The organism is Frondihabitans sucicola, from assembly GCF_030296615.1.
Lineage (GTDB): Bacteria > Actinomycetota > Actinomycetes > Actinomycetales > Microbacteriaceae > Frondihabitans > Frondihabitans sucicola.
On the sequence record NZ_AP027732.1, the window covers coordinates 399,263 to 415,509 of the forward strand.

The 16,247-nt window shown below is 70.9% G+C and carries 12 protein-coding genes and 2 pseudogenes; 9 read left to right on the forward strand and 5 right to left on the reverse strand.

Annotation, left to right across the window (positions count from 1 at the left end; genetic code table 11):
- Positions 1-42: 42 nt before the first annotated feature.
- The gene (locus tag QUE79_RS02085) at positions 43-861 is read left to right on the forward strand and encodes an HAD-IIA family hydrolase (protein ID WP_286345207.1); all 819 of its coding nucleotides are present in this window, start codon (positions 43-45) and stop codon (positions 859-861) included.
- Positions 862-953: 92 nt separating this feature from the next.
- Here the strand turns inward: QUE79_RS02085 and QUE79_RS02090 are convergent, their stop codons facing one another.
- Positions 954-3,515 carry a septum formation family protein gene (locus QUE79_RS02090; protein ID WP_286345208.1) on the reverse strand — a complete coding sequence of 854 codons (2,562 nt, stop codon included), beginning with the start codon at positions 3,513-3,515 and terminating at the stop codon, positions 954-956.
- Positions 3,516-3,773: 258 nt separating this feature from the next.
- Between QUE79_RS02090 and QUE79_RS02095 the strand changes: the two genes are divergently transcribed.
- Entirely contained in the window at positions 3,774-4,274 is a 501-nt protein-coding gene (locus tag QUE79_RS02095; protein WP_286345209.1) for a hypothetical protein, read from the forward strand.
- A gap of 94 nt (positions 4,275-4,368) precedes the next feature.
- Here QUE79_RS02095 and pyrE read toward each other — a convergent pair whose 3' ends face one another.
- Positions 4,369-4,920, reverse strand: coding sequence for an orotate phosphoribosyltransferase (pyrE, locus tag QUE79_RS02100; protein ID WP_286345210.1), 552 nt, complete (start codon positions 4,918-4,920; stop codon positions 4,369-4,371).
- 205 nt (positions 4,921-5,125) lie between these two features.
- Here pyrE and QUE79_RS02105 point away from each other — a divergent pair, with 205 nt between their 5' ends.
- Together QUE79_RS02105 and QUE79_RS02110 are read left to right on the forward strand one after the other, a co-directional pair.
- Entirely contained in the window at positions 5,126-5,965 is an 840-nt protein-coding gene (locus QUE79_RS02105) for an exodeoxyribonuclease III (RefSeq protein ID WP_286345211.1), read from the forward strand.
- A gap of 40 nt (positions 5,966-6,005) precedes the next feature.
- A complete protein-coding gene (locus QUE79_RS02110) occupies positions 6,006-6,899 on the forward strand; it encodes a carbonic anhydrase (RefSeq protein ID WP_286345212.1) in 894 nt (297 codons plus the stop codon).
- A 230-nt stretch (positions 6,900-7,129) separates the two neighbouring features.
- On the opposite strand, the gene QUE79_RS02115 is transcribed toward QUE79_RS02110, so the two are convergent.
- Entirely contained in the window at positions 7,130-8,056 is a 927-nt protein-coding gene (locus QUE79_RS02115) for an AEC family transporter (RefSeq protein WP_286345213.1), read from the reverse strand.
- A 54-nt stretch (positions 8,057-8,110) separates the two neighbouring features.
- On the opposite strand from QUE79_RS02115, the gene QUE79_RS02120 reads away from it, so the two are divergent.
- The 4 genes and pseudogenes from QUE79_RS02120 (at position 8,111) to QUE79_RS02135 (ending at position 11,173) form a co-directional block, all read left to right on the forward strand.
- A complete protein-coding gene (locus QUE79_RS02120; RefSeq protein WP_286345214.1) occupies positions 8,111-8,926 on the forward strand; it encodes an alpha/beta fold hydrolase in 816 nt (271 codons plus the stop codon).
- A 55-nt stretch (positions 8,927-8,981) separates the two neighbouring features.
- Positions 8,982-10,036: pseudogene (locus QUE79_RS02125) on the forward strand (threonine aldolase family protein).
- A complete protein-coding gene (locus QUE79_RS02130; protein WP_286345215.1) occupies positions 10,033-10,467 on the forward strand; it encodes a hypothetical protein in 435 nt (144 codons plus the stop codon). The pseudogene QUE79_RS02125 and the gene QUE79_RS02130 overlap by 4 nt, the downstream one beginning before the upstream one ends.
- Before the next feature lie 112 nt (positions 10,468-10,579).
- Positions 10,580-11,173 (forward strand): nitroreductase family protein, encoded by a 594-nt coding sequence (locus QUE79_RS02135; RefSeq protein WP_286345216.1) that lies wholly within the window; start codon positions 10,580-10,582, stop codon positions 11,171-11,173.
- A 301-nt stretch (positions 11,174-11,474) separates the two neighbouring features.
- Here QUE79_RS02135 and QUE79_RS02140 read toward each other — a convergent pair whose 3' ends face one another.
- Both QUE79_RS02140 and QUE79_RS02145 read right to left on the reverse strand, forming a co-directional pair.
- Positions 11,475-12,083: a phosphoribosylanthranilate isomerase gene (locus QUE79_RS02140; protein WP_286345217.1), complete on the reverse strand. Its 609-nt coding sequence runs from the start codon at positions 12,081-12,083 to the stop codon at positions 11,475-11,477.
- Positions 12,084-12,713: 630 nt separating this feature from the next.
- Positions 12,714-14,905 (reverse strand): annotated as a pseudogene (locus QUE79_RS02145) (ATP-dependent Clp protease ATP-binding subunit).
- A 194-nt stretch (positions 14,906-15,099) separates the two neighbouring features.
- Between QUE79_RS02145 and QUE79_RS02150 the strand changes: the two are divergent.
- Complete coding sequence (locus QUE79_RS02150) at positions 15,100-16,188, forward strand: Ig-like domain-containing protein (protein WP_286345218.1); 1,089 nt, start codon at positions 15,100-15,102, stop codon at positions 16,186-16,188.
- Positions 16,189-16,247: the final 59 nt, after the last annotated feature.

Genomic DNA, 16,247 nt, shown 5'->3' on the forward strand with positions numbered 1-16,247 from the left:
CGGGCGGGTTCGCCGTCGTCGGTGGCCACTACGCTGGGCGCCATGGCAACACGCGAAGAAGTCGAATGCTGGCTGACCGACATGGACGGCGTCCTCGTCCACGAGAACCAGGCCCTCCCGGGAGCCGCCGAGCTGATCGCGCAGTGGCAGAACGAGGGCACCCCGTACCTGGTGCTGACGAACAACTCGATCTTCACTCCGCGTGACCTGTCGGCCCGACTCCGCGCGTCCGGCCTCGAGGTGCCGGAGGAACGCATCTGGACCTCTGCTCTGGCGACCGCCGACTTCTGCCGCTCGCAGATGCCCGGCGGCTCGGCCTTCGTCATCGGCGAGGCCGGAATGACCACGGCGCTGCACGAGGCCGGCTTCATCATGACCGAGACGGCCCCCGACTACGTCGTCGTCGGCGAGACTCGCAACTACTCGTTCGAGGCGATCACCAAGGCGGCTCGGCTCATCATGGGCGGCGCACGCTTCATCGTGACGAACCCCGACGCGACCGGGCCGTCGTCCGAAGGCATCCTTCCTGCGACCGGCGCGATCGCGGCCATGATCACGAAGGTGACCGGCAAAGAGCCCTACGTGGTCGGCAAGCCCAACCCCATGATGTTCCGATCGGCGATGAACAGGATCGGCGCGCACTCCGAGAACACCGCCATGATCGGCGACCGCATGGACACCGACATCATCGCCGGCATCGAGGCCGGGCTGCACACGATCCTGGTGCTCACCGGCATCAGCGACCAGGCCGAGATCGACCGCTACCCGTTCCGCCCCACCGAAGTGCTGGCCGGGGTGCACGAGCTGGTGCGCACCGAGCCGGTGGCCGCCGACCTCGGGGATGCCGACGGGCGGTTCTAGGCGGTCTTTGTGGCTGGGCGCGTCGGGCCGGGCGCGTCTGGCCGGGCGGCGTCGCGGTTCCGGTGCGGGGAGCGGCGACGTGAGAGACCGCTCTAGCTCGCCGCGAGGCTGCTGGTGAACGTCTGGCCGCCCGTGCGGCTCACGAAGCAGTAGTAGGTGCGCGATCCTGCAGTCCACTGCTCGGCGCTCGCGGGGTAGCTCGCTGAGATCTGCACGCCCGTGTAGGCCTGCGCGGCGCTGACGTTGATCACGTCGCCCGACTGGCATTTGGGCGAGATCTGCGCCTCGAGCGCCGGCAGGCCCGGGTACGCGGAGCCTGCTGCCCCCGCCACCGTCCCCGTCGCGACGAGCTGGGCGGCGTGGGCGTCGTTGCAGCTGACGACGGTGTAGGTCTGCTGCCAGGCGTTCGTGAACGACGAGAGGCATTCGCCGCCGCGGAGATCGCTCCACTGGTGGACTCCCGCGGACGCCGGGCCGTTCGCGGCGGTCGGGCTCGGTGCCGGCGCCGCCTGGGTCGGCGTGGCCTTGGGCGACGGCGCGGTCTCGTGGGTCGCCGTCGCCACCGGCGCCTGAGCCGCGGGCGCCGACGCGCTGGACGCAATGGATCGGCCGAAGAAGAAGAGCACGGCGAGGACGATCAGGAACACCACGACCACTCCCACCGCGAGCAGGATCTGGCGCTCGCGAGGCCAGGAGGCGAAGCCCCCACCGCCGCCTCCGCGGGTCTTGGCGGGTGCCGCTTCGGCAGGGGCGGCCGACGACCACGACGCGGGCACCTTGGAAGGATCGATCGGGGTCACCGGGCGACGACTCGGGCCGAGGTCGCTGGCGGCGGACCCCGAGCCTGCGCCCGGCTGCAGGATCTCGGTCGGGTCGGCCGCCGTCGGCTGGCTGAAGGCTCGGGTCGGCGGCTCGACAGGCGGCACCGGGAACGCCTGCGTGGCGTCGACGGACTGTGCGGCGCGGTCCGCCTCGGGCTCGTCTCGGGCGTCCGCCGGCAGGGAAGGCATGGCGAGCGCCTCGGTCGGCGGCAGGTCGTCGACCGCGGGGCGCGACGAGGGCGCAGGATCCCGAGGCGCATCCGCCCACGCGCTGTCCACCTCGACCGCGGGTTCCCCGTTCTCGGTCGCTGGCCCGACAGTCATCGTCTCGTCGGGGTCGATGGGCTCGACGATGTCGCCGAAGAGGGCTGAAACCGGGTCGAGGTCGGGGTCGGGCGTGCTCGGGTCGGACGTGGTTGCGTCGGATGTGGTTGCGTCGGACGTGGTTGCCGGGTCGGGCTCGTCCGCCGGGTCGAGAACAGGTCCGGGTTCGGGGGCCGGCTCCGGGGCCGAGGCGGGCTCGGGCGCTGGGGCGGACTCCGGGTGCGGCGTCGCAGTGGGCGGCGTTGCGGCGGCAGCCGTCGTCGCGGCGGGCGGTGTCGCGGCGGGCGGTGTCGCGGCGGGCGGCGTTGCGGCGGGCGGTGTCGTGGCGGGCGGCGTTGCGGCGGCAGCCGTCGTCGCGGCGGGCGGCGTCGCAGCGGCGGGCGGCGTCGCAGCAGCCGACGTCGCAGCGGGCGGCGTCGCAGCAGCCGGCGGCTCGGGGTCGACGGCTCCGGTGAGCGACCACGGCGCTCCGGGGGCCGGGGAATCCTGGTCGGGAGTCTCAGATCCTGCGGGCGAAGCTGTCGACGGGTCGGCAGCCGGCGACTCGGGCGAGACGACGCCGAGAAGCTCCGTGAACGTCGGCGGCTCGTCGGGGCTCGACGGTTGGGCTCCGGCGGGCGACTCAGGATCCGCAGCGTCGGCTTCGGCCTGACGTTCGGCGGCGGCCTCCGCCAGGCGCTGGGTCAGCCACCACGGCGCCGGCGTCGCGGGGGCGTCGGCGTGCAGTCCATTCGGGGCTACGTCGCCGGTGGGCTGCGTGCCGGGGTCGATCTCGGTGGCTCGGGGCTGCTCGTCCGACGAGGGTTCTCCGACCGGCAGCAGGGCGGTGGCCGGTTCCGGTGAGGCGGGGTCCTGCTCGTCGTCTGCATGGTGCGACTCGTCGACCGGCGCGGCTTCGACCGGCGCGGCCTCCACCGGCGCGGCCTCCACCGGCGCCGCCTCGACCGGCGCGACGCCCGACGGCACCGGCTCGTCCCGCGGCACGTCGGCCCAGGCCGACGCTGCGTCGACGGGTTCGGGCTCGTCGGGCTCGTCCGGCTGCAGCAGCTCGGCGAACGGATCGAACGGCGCCTCTTCGGAAACCTCGGCCAGGGGCTCGGGCGCGATCGCCCCCACGGCCGGAGTCGCCGCAGCGGGCGTGGCCGGCGCGTCACCGGACGCCTCGGCGAAGCTGATGGCCTGCGTCTCGGGCAGGTCCGCTGCGGGCGCAGGGAGATCGGCCCAGTTGAAGCTCGCGGGCTCCGACGTGTCGGGGACGGCGTCGGCAGGAACGGAGATGATTTCGGTGAACGACGACTCCGGGTGCACGTGCGGAATCGGCGCCGTCGGAACCGCCCCGAACACGGCGCCGAATGCAGCCGTCGGCGTCTCGCCGTCGCCGTCGTGCGACGGAAGGGCCGCGGCGTCGAGGGCCGGCTGCTCGGCGGTGAGGCTCCACGGGGTGAGCGGCTCGACGGGCTCGTCCGAGTCGTCGCGCTGCCCGCGCAGCGCCGAGAGATCGAGGGCCATCGGGTGCGGCGCCGCCGACTCGCTCGCGACCGGTCGGGCGGCCTCGGGGGTTGCGGTGTCGCGCCGGCGGGCGGAGGAGACTGCTGCGACTCAGGGGTTGCGGGCGCGGCGAGGGTTGCTGGGGTTGCGGGCGCGGCGGGGGTAGCAGGCGCGTCAGGGGTCGCAGGCACGGCAGGGGTTGCAGGCGCGGGACGTGCTGCCGTCTCAGGCGCGAGCTCCGCCGCGGGCGATGGCGCTGCAGGCGATGGCGCCGCAGGCGTGACGGGCGCAAGCGGTGTCGCGGACGCGGGAGTGGCGGAGGAGGACGCCGCCGGGCCGGAGCCCGGCGCGGCTGCCCCCGCGACGGCGACGGTGGCAGCGGCGTCTCTCGCAGGAGCGCCCGGGGCGGCACCACCCGCGCCGCCGTCCGGGGCAGCAGGACCCGACGCTGGCGGGCCCGGCTCGACGTGCGCGGAGTGCCGAGGAGCCCGGGGCTCCCCGAAGAACGAGGCCGCGGTCGGGAGCTGCCGCGGGACGATCGGCACCGTCGCCCCCGGGCCGGCCTCGAACTCGGCCGGCGAGGGGGTGGCCGGAGAGCGCTCGGCCGAATCAGGCCCGGCAGAAGCAGGCTCGGCCGAGGACGACTCAGCCGGGACGACCTCGCCCGAAGAGACCTCGCCCACGGACGAAGCAGGCGCCGAGTCGCGCGCGTCCGAGTCGCGCGCGTCCGAGTCGGGCACTTCGGGAGCGGGGCCGGCGTCGGGTCCGGCCGCGTCGTGATCCTGCTCGCTCTCGGCCCGGGAGTGCGCGTCGGCCATCCGGCCCGCGTTCTCCTCCTCGGGGACCGCCGGCTCGTCGGGACGACGCTCGTCGCTCACGGTTCCAGCCCGAGGTCTTCCAGGCTGATCGCCGCGAAGTAGGGGTAGCCGGCCGCCTCGATGACCTCGCGAGCGCCCGTCGAGCGATCGACGACGACGGCGACGCCGACGACCTCGGCCCCGACCTTCTTCAGCGCCTCGATGGCTTTGAGGGGCGATCCGCCGGTCGTGGAGGTGTCCTCGACCACGATCACGCGCTTGCCCTCGAGTTCGGGGCCCTCGACCTGGCGGCCGCGGCCGTGGTCTTTGGGCTCCTTGCGGACGACGAACGCGTCGATCGATCTTCCGAGAGCAGCACCCTGGTGCAGGATCGACGTCGCGATGGGGTCGGCGCCCATCGTGAGGCCTCCGACGGCGAACACGTCGGGCACGTCGTCGATGAGGTCGACCATCACCTGCCCGATCAGCGGCGCGACCCGGTGGTCGAGGCTGACCTTGCGGAGGTCTACGTAGTACGTCGCCTTCTTGCCGCTGGTCAGGGTGAAGTCGCCGTGGAAAACGGCGAGCTCGCTGATGTAGTCGATGAGCTGCTGGCGTGCGTCGGTCACGCCGACATGCTACCCGTACCACCCAGATCGGCCACCCGCGCAGGCCTCTGCCCGGCCGCGGCACGACGTCGGCGGGTCTGAGCGCGCTTGGGCGGGTGCGCGCGCACCCGCCCACTGCCGCACCAGCCCGCCCACTCGCACCCGCCCACTCGCACCAGCCCACTCGCACCAGCCCACCACGGCACCAAACCGCTACCGTTGAGGCATGCGTGTCGCCACCTGGAACGTCAACTCCATCCGAGCCCGGGCAGGGCGAGTCGTCGACTGGCTGGTCCGCGAAGACGTCGACGTCCTCGGCATGCAAGAGATCAAGTGCAAGCCCGAGCAGTTCCCGTACGACCTGTTCCACGACGCGGGGTACGAGATCGAGCTCCACGGCCTGAGCCAGTGGAACGGCGTCGCCTTCGCCAGCCGGCTCCCGATGGAGGACGTCGAGATCACGTTCCCGAGCCAGCCCGGCTTCGCCAAAGGCGTCGAAGCGCAGGATGCCCCGAAAGAGGCCAGGGCCATCGGCGTCACGGTCGACGGGGTGCGGCTCTGGAGCCTCTACGTTCCGAACGGGCGCGAACTCGACGACCCGCACTACACGTACAAGCTCGACTGGCTGGAGAAGCTGCAGGCCGAGACGGCCGCGTGGCTGAAGGCAGACCCGAAGCAGCCGCTGGCGCTGATGGGTGACTGGAACGTGGCTCCTCTCGACACCGACGTGTGGGATCCTGCCGTCTTCGAAGGGCACACCCACACCAGCCCGCCCGAGCGCGCCGCGTTCGCCGCCTTCCAGGAGCCCGGCCTGCTGACCGACGTCGTGCGACCGCGGCTTCCCGAGGGCTACACCTACTGGGACTACAAGCAGCTCCGCTTTCCCCGCAACGAGGGCATGCGCATCGACTTCATCCTGGGCAGCGAAGCGTTCGCGGGTCTCGTCACGAGCGCCAGGATCGACCGCAACGAGCGCAAGGGCGATGCCCCGAGCGACCACGTGCCGGTCGTCGTCGACCTCGATGTCGACCCGGGCGACGACGACGATCGGCCCATGATCTTCTAGCGAGTTCTTAACATTTCACGTTCAGACATGTGAAATACTCTTGGGGCATGCCAAAAGCACGCCTCCTCCCCTGACCGTCCTTCCGCTCCTTCTCGTCGGCACTCTCGCCGGCTGCTCGACCTCCGACCGCGACGACGCCGGCTCCACGACGACGCCGAGCGCCTCCGAGCCGCACTTCACCTACTCCGGAGCCGACGGCCCCTCCCACTGGGGCGACCTCAGCCCCGAGTGGAAGGCCTGCTCCGCGGGCACCGAGCAGTCGCCGATCCGGCTCGCGGGCACGACCACGAAGAGCGCGCAGGATCTCGACGTCCACTACCCGGGCAAAGTCGCATTCGAGGCCGACAACAACGGTCACACCGTGCAGGTCGCCCCCACCGGTGACGCGACGGTCACCTCCGCCGGCGAGCGCTTCGAGCTCGTCCAGGTGCACTTCCACGCCCCGTCCGAGCACGAGGTCGACGGCAAGAAGGCCGACGCCGAGTTCCACTTCGTCCACGCGAACGCCGACGACGACCTTCTCGTCGTCGGTGTGCTCGCGCACGAGGGCGCCCGGTCCGCTGCGTGGGCACCGTTCGTCGAAGCAGCGATCCACGCCGAGACCGACACCGACCACGACGGCGACGACGACGTCGAGCCCGACGATCACGACCCCGACGGCCACGGGTTCGAGCACGAGCACGACGGTGACGGCGAGAACGACTCCGACGACGGCACGATCGACCTCGCCGCGCTCCTGCCGAAGTCGCTCGACCACTACTCGTACGAGGGCAGCCTCACGACGCCGCCGTGCACCGAGGGCGTGCAGTGGCGAGTGCTCGAGACGGCCGTCGAGCTCAGCGCCGACCAGCTCGCCGGCCTCCGCAGCGCGCACGACGACAACGCTCGGCCCCTCCAGCCCCTCCACGACCGCTCGGTGCTCAGCGTCGACTGAGGCCCGCGCTCCCGGTGAACCGACTCCGACCGGACGACCTGACGCCGCCGCGGCGCGTCAGGTCGTCCGATCGCCGTCAGGTCGGCCCCCGCGCGGCGCACGCACCCGCGCGGCGCACGCACCCGGGCAGGGCACGCGCCCGCGCACGCGCAGCGCACGCACCCGCGCAGCGCAAGGCAGCGCACGCCCGCGCATCCGCGCAGCACGCACCCGCACCCGCACCCGCACCCCTACTTCAACAGCGCCGCCACCAGCACCAGCGCCGGCACCGCGGCGATCGTCGTGAGCAGCACGGTGTCGCGGGCGACTGCCACCCCGACCTGGTATCGCTGGGCGTAGTTGAACGCGTTCTGCGCAGACGGCAGCCCGGCGAGCACCACCGTCACGAAGAGCTCCTCGTGCGAGAACCCGAAGACGAACGCCCCGAACAGCCAGGCCACGACCGGCATCAGCACGATCTTGAGCGAGCTCTCCAGGAGCACGTCGGCGCGTGCCGTCCCCGCCTGCAGCGGCTTCTGCCCGTGCAGCGACATCCCGAACGAGATCAACACGACGGGCACCGCTGCGGCTCCGATGAGCGAGAACGGCTCGAGCACGTCGGTGGGGATTCGCACGCCGAACACCGAGCACAGCACGCCGAGCAGCGACGCGATGAGCAGCGGGTTCGTGAACGGCCGCGAGATCGTGCGCCCGAGCGACGCCCCGGAGCCCCGATTCGTCGAGATGTCCATGATCGTCAGCACGACCGGGGTCAGGATCAGCAGCTGGAACAGCAGCACGGGAGCGACATAGGTCGCGCTCCCGAGCACGTAGACGGCGACCGGCAGTCCGATGTTGTTGGCGTTGACGTACGCGCCGGCCATCGTCCCCATGGTCGTCTCGGCGACCGAGCGGCCGAGGACGAAGCGGAGCACGATCACCGAGACCAGCGCGGCACTCAGGGCGGCGATCGTCGACACCACCAGGATCGGCGAGAACAGCACGTGCACGTCGGCCTTCGAGATGTTCACGAAGAGCAGGCACGGCGTCAGGACGAAGAACACCAGCTGGCTGAGAACGCGGTGTCCGTGCGGGCCGAGCAGGTCGATCCGGCCGACGACGTACCCGATCAGGATCACGACGCCGATGATGCCGAACCCGATCAGAACTCCACCCATGCCCCCAGTCTGGTGGGTCTCGGTGAATCAGGAGACATGCCCTAGCCTCGGACCATGGCTGAGACGGACTACAACGGCGGCTCCTTCTACTACGAGGTCGACGGCGACCCCGCGCACCCGGCGATCGTGCTGATCCACGCGGGGGTCGCGAACCTCCGCATGTGGGATCGCATCGTTCCCGAGCTCGCCACCGACCACCGGATCCTGCGCTACGACACCCGCGGCTTCGGCCGCACCGAGACCGGCGACGTCCACTTCTCCGAGGTCGACGACCTGCTCGCCGTGATGGACCAGGCCGGCGTGGAGCGCGCGACCCTGATCGGGGCGTCGAGAGGCGGCAGGATCGCGATCGACGCGACCGTCGAGCACCCCGAGCGGGTCGCGGGGCTGGTCACGATCGGCTCGAACCCCAGCGGCTTCCCGGAGGTCGAGCTGACCGAGCGGGAGAACGACCTCTTCGACGAGCTCGACGCCCTGCTGGCCGCGGGCGAGCACGAGAAGCTCAATCGGCTCGAGACCGAGCTCTGGGCGGCGGGCCCGACGCGCGACGTGATCGAGCTCGATCCTGCGTTCCTGTCTCTCGCCTACGAGCTCAACGCCGCGAACGTGCGCCACATCGACGACGCGGCGACCCCCGTTCCGCTCGAGTCGCCCGCCTACTACCGCACCGTCGACATCGAGGTGCCGGCGCTCTTCGCGGTCGGCGAGCACGACCTGTCGAGCGAACTGGCGGCCACCGAGTACCTGCTGTCGACGGTTCCCGACTCGGACGGCGCCCGGTTCCCCGACTCGGCGCACCTGCCGAGCGTCGAGCGTCCGGAGGAGTTCGTGCGCGTGCTGACCGGGTGGCTGACGGCGCACTCCCTCTGACCGGTCGAGCTCGCGCCGGGACGCCCGCCTCGCCGGCATGAGCGAGAATTGAGGCGTGACGACACTTCACGACCCCTCCCTCCACTCTTTCGCCTCCGACAACTACTCGGGCGTCCACCCCGAGGTGATGCAGGCCATCGCCGAGGCGAACCTCGGGCACGTCGGCTCGTACGGGGCAGACCCCTACACGGCCAGGTTCCAGGAGCTGGTCGTCCAGCACTTCGGCGAAGGATCGACGGTCCACCCGGTTCTGACCGGAACCGGCTCGAACGTCGGCTCGCTCCAGGCGCTCGTGCCGCGCTGGGGCGCCGTCATCTGTGCCGCGACGGCCCACATCTACACCGACGAGGGCGGTGCGCCCGAGCGCCTCGGCGGGCTGAAGCTGCTCAGCGTCCCGACGCCCGACGGAAAGCTCACGCCCGAGCTCATCGACCGCCAGGCCTACGGCTGGGGCGACCAGCAGCGTCCCCAGCCGCTCGCCGTCTCGATCACGCAGACGACCGAGTTGGGCACCGCCTACTCGACGCAGGAGATCCGCGCCATCACGCAGCACGCACACTCCCTCGGCATGAAGGTCCACCTCGACGGGGCCAGGATCGCGAACGCCGCGGCGACCACGGGAGCCTCCTCCGCGAGCTCACCCGCGACGCCGGCGTCGACGTCGTCTCGTTCGGCGGAACGAAGAACGGGCTCCTTCTCGGCGAGTCGATCGTCGTCCTCACCGAGGACGAACTGCCCGGCGTCACCTACATCCGCAAGATGGACGCCCAGCTCGCGTCGAAGATGCGCTTCATCTCGGCGCAGTTCATCCCGCTGCTCGAGGGCGACCTCTGGCTGCGCTCGGCGACGCACGCGAACGCGATGGCGACGCGCCTCGCCGGTGCCCTGTCGGAGCTGCCCGGGGTGACGGTGACGCAAGAGGTCCAGGCCAACGCGGTGTTCGCGATCCTGCCCCGGCACCTCATCGAGGCGGTCCGGGCCCAGCACCGCTTCTACGACTGGAACCGCGACACCGGCGAGGTACGCCTGATGTGCTCGTTCGACACGCAGCCGGAGCACGTCGACGCGCTCGTGGCCTCGGTGCGCCGCGAACTCGAGGCCGCCGCGTGAGCGGCGCGCCCGACCAGGCACCGATCCCGACGCCGCAGGCCCCGCGGGGCCCGCTGCCGGCCGATGTCTTCTCGACGGCCAAGCCGGTGGGCCGGTACCCGGGGCGGCATCACCCGCGCACGGGCGACCTCGTCGTGACGATCCTGTTCTCCGTGATCCTGCTCGTCATCGCCGTCATCTACGTCCGCTCGGCCGTCGACCGGGCCCACACCGACGCGCGCCTCGTCGACGGCACGCAGCTGGCGAACATCCTGGCGTTCCTCGCGCCGATCGTGCTGACGGTGTTCTCGCTGGTCTTCTCGGCGCTGTTCGTCCTGCGCCGGATCTACGCGCTGTGGTTGCCGATCGTGGCGGGGATCCTGATCGTCGCGCTCTACTCGGTGACGCAGGACATGCTCGACCACGCGATCGTGTCGACCTTCCTCGGCTGAGCCTTTTGTATGCGTTCGTATCGGGAATGAGCGAGCGGCGTAGGCTGTTTCGGTACTCGACTCCCCAGCGACGCGGAGATCCACGCCTTTGTCCACGTCTATAGGAGACACCATGACCATCACGGATCAGAACACCACCCGCACCTCCGACACCGCCGTGCCGATCGTCGACCTGCTCGACGAGCGCTGGAGCCCCCGCTCGTACGACGTCACCGCCACCCTCTCGGACGAGCAGCTCACCGCGCTCCTCGAGGCCGCCCGCTGGGCGCCGTCCGCCGCCAACCTGCAGCCGCGCCGCTTCATCGTCGGCCGGCGCGGAACCCCGACGTTCGCCACCATCCTCGCCAATCTGATGGGCTTCAACACCGTCTGGGCCGGCAACGCCGCGGCGCTCGTCGTCGCCGTCGCCGAGACCACGACCGAGGAGGGCGACGTCCGCCGCTGGGCCGAGTACGACCTCGGCGCCGCCATGTCGGCCCTCTCCGTCCAGGCGCACGCCGAGGGCCTCCACACGCACCAGATGGGCGGCATCGAAGTCGACGGCCTGCGCGCCGCGTTCGACCTGCCGGAGCGCCTCGTGCCGGTCACCGTCACCGCGATCGGCGTCGTCGACTCCGCCGACAAGCTGCCCGAGAAGCTGGCCGAGCGCGAGACGCTCCCCCGCACGCGCCTCCCGATCGACGAGCTGGTTATCGCGCGCGACTGAGCTGCGGCTTGGATTGCGCGGCTGCGGCGGCGGCTGCGGCCGCGGCCGCTGAGCGGCGGGGCCTGCTGGCGGCGCGGGTCGCGCCTCCGGCGCAGCCGAGTCGGGGCGGCACGCGACGACGGGCGGGCGACCCGCAGCGCCTAGAGTGTGTCTCCCACGTGGTCGGAGGTCGTGTGTGGTCTGGTCTCGTGAGCTGCAGGGCGGGTGACGCAGGAGGCCGCCCGCGGCCTTCACGGAATCCGCCGCCGCAGATCGCTCCATCGAGGGTACACACGACCCGCGGCGAAGTGAGAGACACGCCCTAGGAGCGGGCGGCCGACACGAAGGCGCGGATCGCGTCGGGGCTCTTCACCCCGCGAGACGATTCGACGCCGCTCGACACATCGACGCCCGACGGCGCGAGGGTCTTCGTGAGGCGGACGACGTTCTCGGGCGTGAGCCCGCCCGCAAGGATCCACCCCAATGGCAGCGGCGACCCCGCCAACGTGCTCTCGGCAAACGTCGCGCCGGCCCCGGGGTCTGGGGCGTCGAGAAGCAGGCGCGCCTCGCCGAAGGAGCCGGCGTGATCCTGCGATTCCCTGACGAAGGTGTCGGCCGAGATCGCGCGAATCACGGGGAACCCGGCCCGGCGCACCGCCTCGAAGTACGCGGGGTCTTCGTGGCCGTGGAGTTGCACCGTTCTGACACCGGCCGCTCGGGCCAGGCGCAGGACGTCGTCGAGCGGCTGGTCGCGGAACACCCCGACGGTCTCGACGCCCTCCGGCACGCGGGCCACCAACTCGCGGGCGTGCGCCGCGTCGACGAGCCGCGGGCTGCCCGGCGCGAACACGAACCCGGTCGCGTCGGCCCCTGCCGTGACCGCCGCGTCGAGGGTTTCCGGCGTCGAGAGGCCGCAGATCTTGATCCACATGGGTCTAGTCTCGCGTGCTGCGCGTGCGCGCGCGGTGCGGGCGGGCGCTCGCAGGTGCGGGCGGGTCGACGCCCACCCGCCCACGCCTCCCGCAACCCGCCCACGCGGGGCCAGCGCACGGCTCGACGGGCCACCGGCCGCGCCTGAGCGGAGGGGGCGTGCGCGGCGTGCGGCGTACGCGTGCGTGTGCGCGGCGTGTGCGCGCGTGCGTGTGCGCGCGTGCACTGCGGGCGGGCCCCCGCAGGCGCGGGCGCCCTGGCGCCCACGCCGCCCACGCCGCCCGCAACCCGCCCACACGAGGCCAGCGCACGGCTCGACGGGCCACCGGCCGCGCCTGAGCGGAGGGGGCGTGCGCGGCGTGCGGCGTGCGTGCGTGTGCGCGCGTGCACTGCGGGCGGGCCCCCGCAGGCGCGGGCGCCCCGGCGCCCACCCGCCCGCGCCTCCCGCAACCCGCCCACGCGGGCCAGCACACGGCTCGACGGGCCACCGGCAGCCTCCGCGCGGTGCGGGCGGGCCCCCGCAGGCGCGGGCGCCCCGGCGCCCACCCGCCCCCGCCTCCCGCAACCCGCCCACGAGGGCGGGGCAGGGCGGCGCCGGCGCCGGCGCCCCGACAGCAGACCGCCCGGCCGCCTACGCGGGCAGGTCGTCGAGGTCGGCCGGGTCGGGCTCGGCGAGCGCCGACTGCGAGACCACGAGCGACTGCCCGTCGGGGGCGACGTCGACGAGCACGGTGTCTCCGTCGGAGATCGCGCCGCCGAGCAGGGCCCGGGCGAGGTTGTCGTCGATCTGGCGCTGCATCAGGCGGCGCAGCGGGCGCGCGCCGTAGACCGGGTCGTAGCCGCGATCGGCCAGCCAGGCGCGGGCGTCGGGCGTGACGGCGAGTTCGAGCCGCCGGTCGGACAGCCGCCGAGCGAGACGATCGACGTAGAGCGAGACGATCTGGCCGAGGTCGTCTTGCGAGAGCGTCGAGAAGAGCACGATGTCGTCGAGCCGGTTGATGAACTCGGGCTTGAAGGCCTGGCGCACCATGGCGTCGACGGCTTCTTCTTTCTGGGCCTGCGTGAGCGACTGGTCGCTGAGGAACTGCGAGCCGAGGTTGGACGTCAGGATCAGGATCGTGTTGCGGAAGTCGACCGTTCGGCCCTGACCGTCGGTCAGACGCCCGTCGTCGAGCACCTGCAGCAGGATGTCGAAGACCTCGGGGTGCGCCTTCTCCACCTCGTCCATCAGCACGACGCTGTAGGGGCGACGGCGCACGGCCTCGGTGAGCTGACCGCCGGCCTCGTAGCCGATGTAGCCGGGAGGGGCGCCGACGAGCCGCGAGACGGTGTGCTTCTCGCTGTACTCCGACATGTCGATGCGGATCATCGCCTTCTCGTCGTCGAAGAGGAACGACGCCAGCGCCTTGGCGAGCTCGGTCTTGCCGACGCCGGTCGGCCCGAGGAAGAGGAACGAGCCGGTGGGGCGATCAGGATCGCTGATGCCCGCTCGGGTGCGCCGCACGGCTTCGCTCACGGCCTTGACCGCGTCGCGCTGCCCGATGATTCTCTGCCCCAGCTCCGACTCGAGGTGCAGCAGCTTCTCGGTCTCGCCGGCCATCAGGCGCCCGACGGGGATGCCCGTCCAGGCTGCGACGACCTCGGCGATGTCGGCGTCGGTGACCTGGTCGTTCACCATCCGCTCGCCGCCGGCCTCGAGGTTCTCGGCGTCGGCCAGCGACTTCTCGATCGCGGGGATCGTCTCGTAGTTGATCTTGGAGGCGTCTTGGTAGCGGCCCTCGCGCATGGCGCGGTCGAGGTCGATGCGGGCGTCGTTCAGCTTGCCCTTGAGGTCGCCGACGCCCTGGAGCGCCGCCTTCTCGGCCTGCCAGCGGGCGTTGAGCTGGTCGTATTCGGCCTGGCGCTGCGTGATCTCGGTGCGGAGCGCTTCGAGGCGCTGCTTGGAGGCGTCGTCCTTCTCCTTCTGGAGCGCGAGCTCTTCGACCTGCAGCCGCACGAGGCCGCGGTAGAGCTGGTCGAGCTCGACGGGAGACGAGTCGATCTCCATCTTGAGGCGGGAGCCGGCCTCGTCGACGAGGTCGATGGCCTTGTCGGGGAGCTGCCGACCCGAGATGTAACGATTGCTCAGGCTGGCGGCGGCGACGAGCGCGGAGTCGGCGATCGTGATGCCGTGGTGCGCCTCGTACCGCTCTTTGAGACCGCGCAGGATCGCGACGGTGTCTTCGACGGACGGCTCGCCCACGTAGACCTGCTGGAACCGACGCTCGAGCGCGGCGTCTTTCTCGATGAACTGGCGGTACTCGTCGAGCGTGGTCGCCCCGATGAGTCGCAGCTCGCCGCGCGCCAGCATGGGCTTGAGCATGTTGGCTGCCGCGACGGAGCCTTCGCCACCGCCCGCGCCCATCAGGGTGTGGAGCTCGTCGATGAAGGTGATGACCTGGCCGTCGGAGGCGGTGATCTCTTTCAGCACGTCTTTGAGCCGCTCTTCGAACTGCCCGCGGTACATCGCCCCCGCGACGAGCGCGGAGATGTCGAGCGAGATCAGCCGCTTGCCCTTGAGCGAGTCGGCGACGTCGCCGGCCACGATGCGCTGCGCGAGCCCTCGACGACGGCCGTCTTGCCGACGCCGGGCTCACCGATCAAGACGGGGTTGTTCTTCGTGCGGCGGGTGAGGACCTGACTCACCCGCCGGATCTCGGTGTCGCGACCGATCACGGGATCGAGCTTGCCGCTCGCCGCGATCGCGGTGAGGTCGACGCCGTACTGCTCGAGGGCGCTCTTCTGCTTCTCGTCGGAAGCCGGTGCGCCCTGCATGTTCGCCATTCGGTGGTGCCTTTCGTGCTACGTGCCTCGAAGAAACTTGAGTTGACCAGACTCAAGTTTACGCGTCTGCGCCCGTCAATGCCAGACCCTCGGGTGACAGGGTTGCTCATTTCTTGTCTAACGTGTAATATTTTTGTATCCATTACCTAGCCCAGCCACACGCTGCGCTCCGTACAAGAAAGCACCTCACACTCATGCGAAAAATCCTCAAGGGCGCTGGCGCGTCGGCTCTGGCCGCCGCCACCGTCGTGACCGGGCTCAGCTTCGGTCCTGCGGCCACTGCCGCACCATCATCGTCTCTCGCAACGTCTCCTGCGTCCGTTCCTGTAAACGGCACGAAGTTCAAGCTCGTTGTCCCGTCAGCCGCAAAATTCGTCGGCTACACGAAAACCTCAGAATCGGCACGGTGGAACACGTACAACACGCGGGCCGAAGCGGAAGCGGCGTCGATGACCGCCCGAATCGTGACCGAGGGTGACCATTTCCGAGCGAAGATCGACGATTATTCAGGGAGCGAAGTCTGCCTTACTGCATACACCGGTATGTACGACAAGACCCGTCTCCTCGGTGCCGGCGGGGCGTCGTGTTCTAACGAAAGCGGTCTCTTCCGACTCGACTCGCAGGCGCGCATGGTGTCGAAACTTTACGGGCAGTACGTCACCTCCACTGTCTTCGGCGAAACGAAGAGCCTGGTCATCAGCGCCAGCGGCACGGCTGCCCAATTCACCGGCGTGAATGCAGGAGTGATGGCCTCCGTCGACAGCGTCGATGTCGTCAACCGAACGGCTCAGATCTCGGGCACGGGGAAGCCGAACTCGTCCGTGGTCATCGGCGACGACCGAGACACGCCGGTCGGCAGCGACGGCAAATGGAGTGCCAAGCTCGAGAACCTGAACTTCGGCGTCAACACGATCCACCTCGAGAACTGGCTCCCCGGTAGCACCAAGGCCGACTCCGAGCTGGATCTCAAGGTCGAGCTGAAGGTCACTGACCTGTCGGCCGTCGCCAGCGCCACGAACAACAACGCCGACAACGTCACCATCAGCGGCGCCGGCCAGGCCGGTGCCGACGTCACGATCAAGGACGAGTCGGGCAAACCCGTCGCCACGACGACGATCAATGCGTCGACCGGCCGCTACAGCGCGACCGTCGCAGCCCCGAACGCCGGCGGCGAGCACAAGTTCCAGGTGACGCAGTCCATCAAGGAGTCGATGCCGGCACCAAGCAGGCGCCGTTCCACTACGGCACCGCCGTCACCGTCACCAAGCCGATCGACGACCTGATCCACCCTGGTGGTCCGATCGACTTCGGCGGCACGGGCGAGGGTGGCGGTTCCATCAAG

What these genes read in the sequence shown, in the direction of transcription:
- QUE79_RS02135 (WP_286345216.1), top strand. Translation starts at nt 10,580, where the DNA reads ATGACCATCACGGATCAGAACACCACCCGCACCTCCGACACCGCCGTG.
- QUE79_RS02085 (WP_286345207.1), top strand. Translation starts at nt 43, where the DNA reads ATGGCAACACGCGAAGAAGTCGAATGCTGGCTGACCGACATGGACGGC.
- QUE79_RS02140 (WP_286345217.1), bottom strand. Translation starts at nt 12,083, where the DNA reads ATGTGGATCAAGATCTGCGGCCTCTCGACGCCGGAAACCCTCGACGCG.
- QUE79_RS02090 (WP_286345208.1), bottom strand. Translation starts at nt 3,515, where the DNA reads ATGGCCCTCGATCTCTCGGCGCTGCGCGGGCAGCGCGACGACTCGGAC.
- QUE79_RS02120 (WP_286345214.1), top strand. Translation starts at nt 8,111, where the DNA reads ATGGCTGAGACGGACTACAACGGCGGCTCCTTCTACTACGAGGTCGAC.
- QUE79_RS02105 (WP_286345211.1), top strand. Translation starts at nt 5,126, where the DNA reads ATGCGTGTCGCCACCTGGAACGTCAACTCCATCCGAGCCCGGGCAGGG.
- QUE79_RS02115 (WP_286345213.1), bottom strand. Translation starts at nt 8,056, where the DNA reads ATGGGTGGAGTTCTGATCGGGTTCGGCATCATCGGCGTCGTGATCCTG.
- QUE79_RS02150 (WP_286345218.1), top strand. Translation starts at nt 15,100, where the DNA reads ATGCGAAAAATCCTCAAGGGCGCTGGCGCGTCGGCTCTGGCCGCCGCC.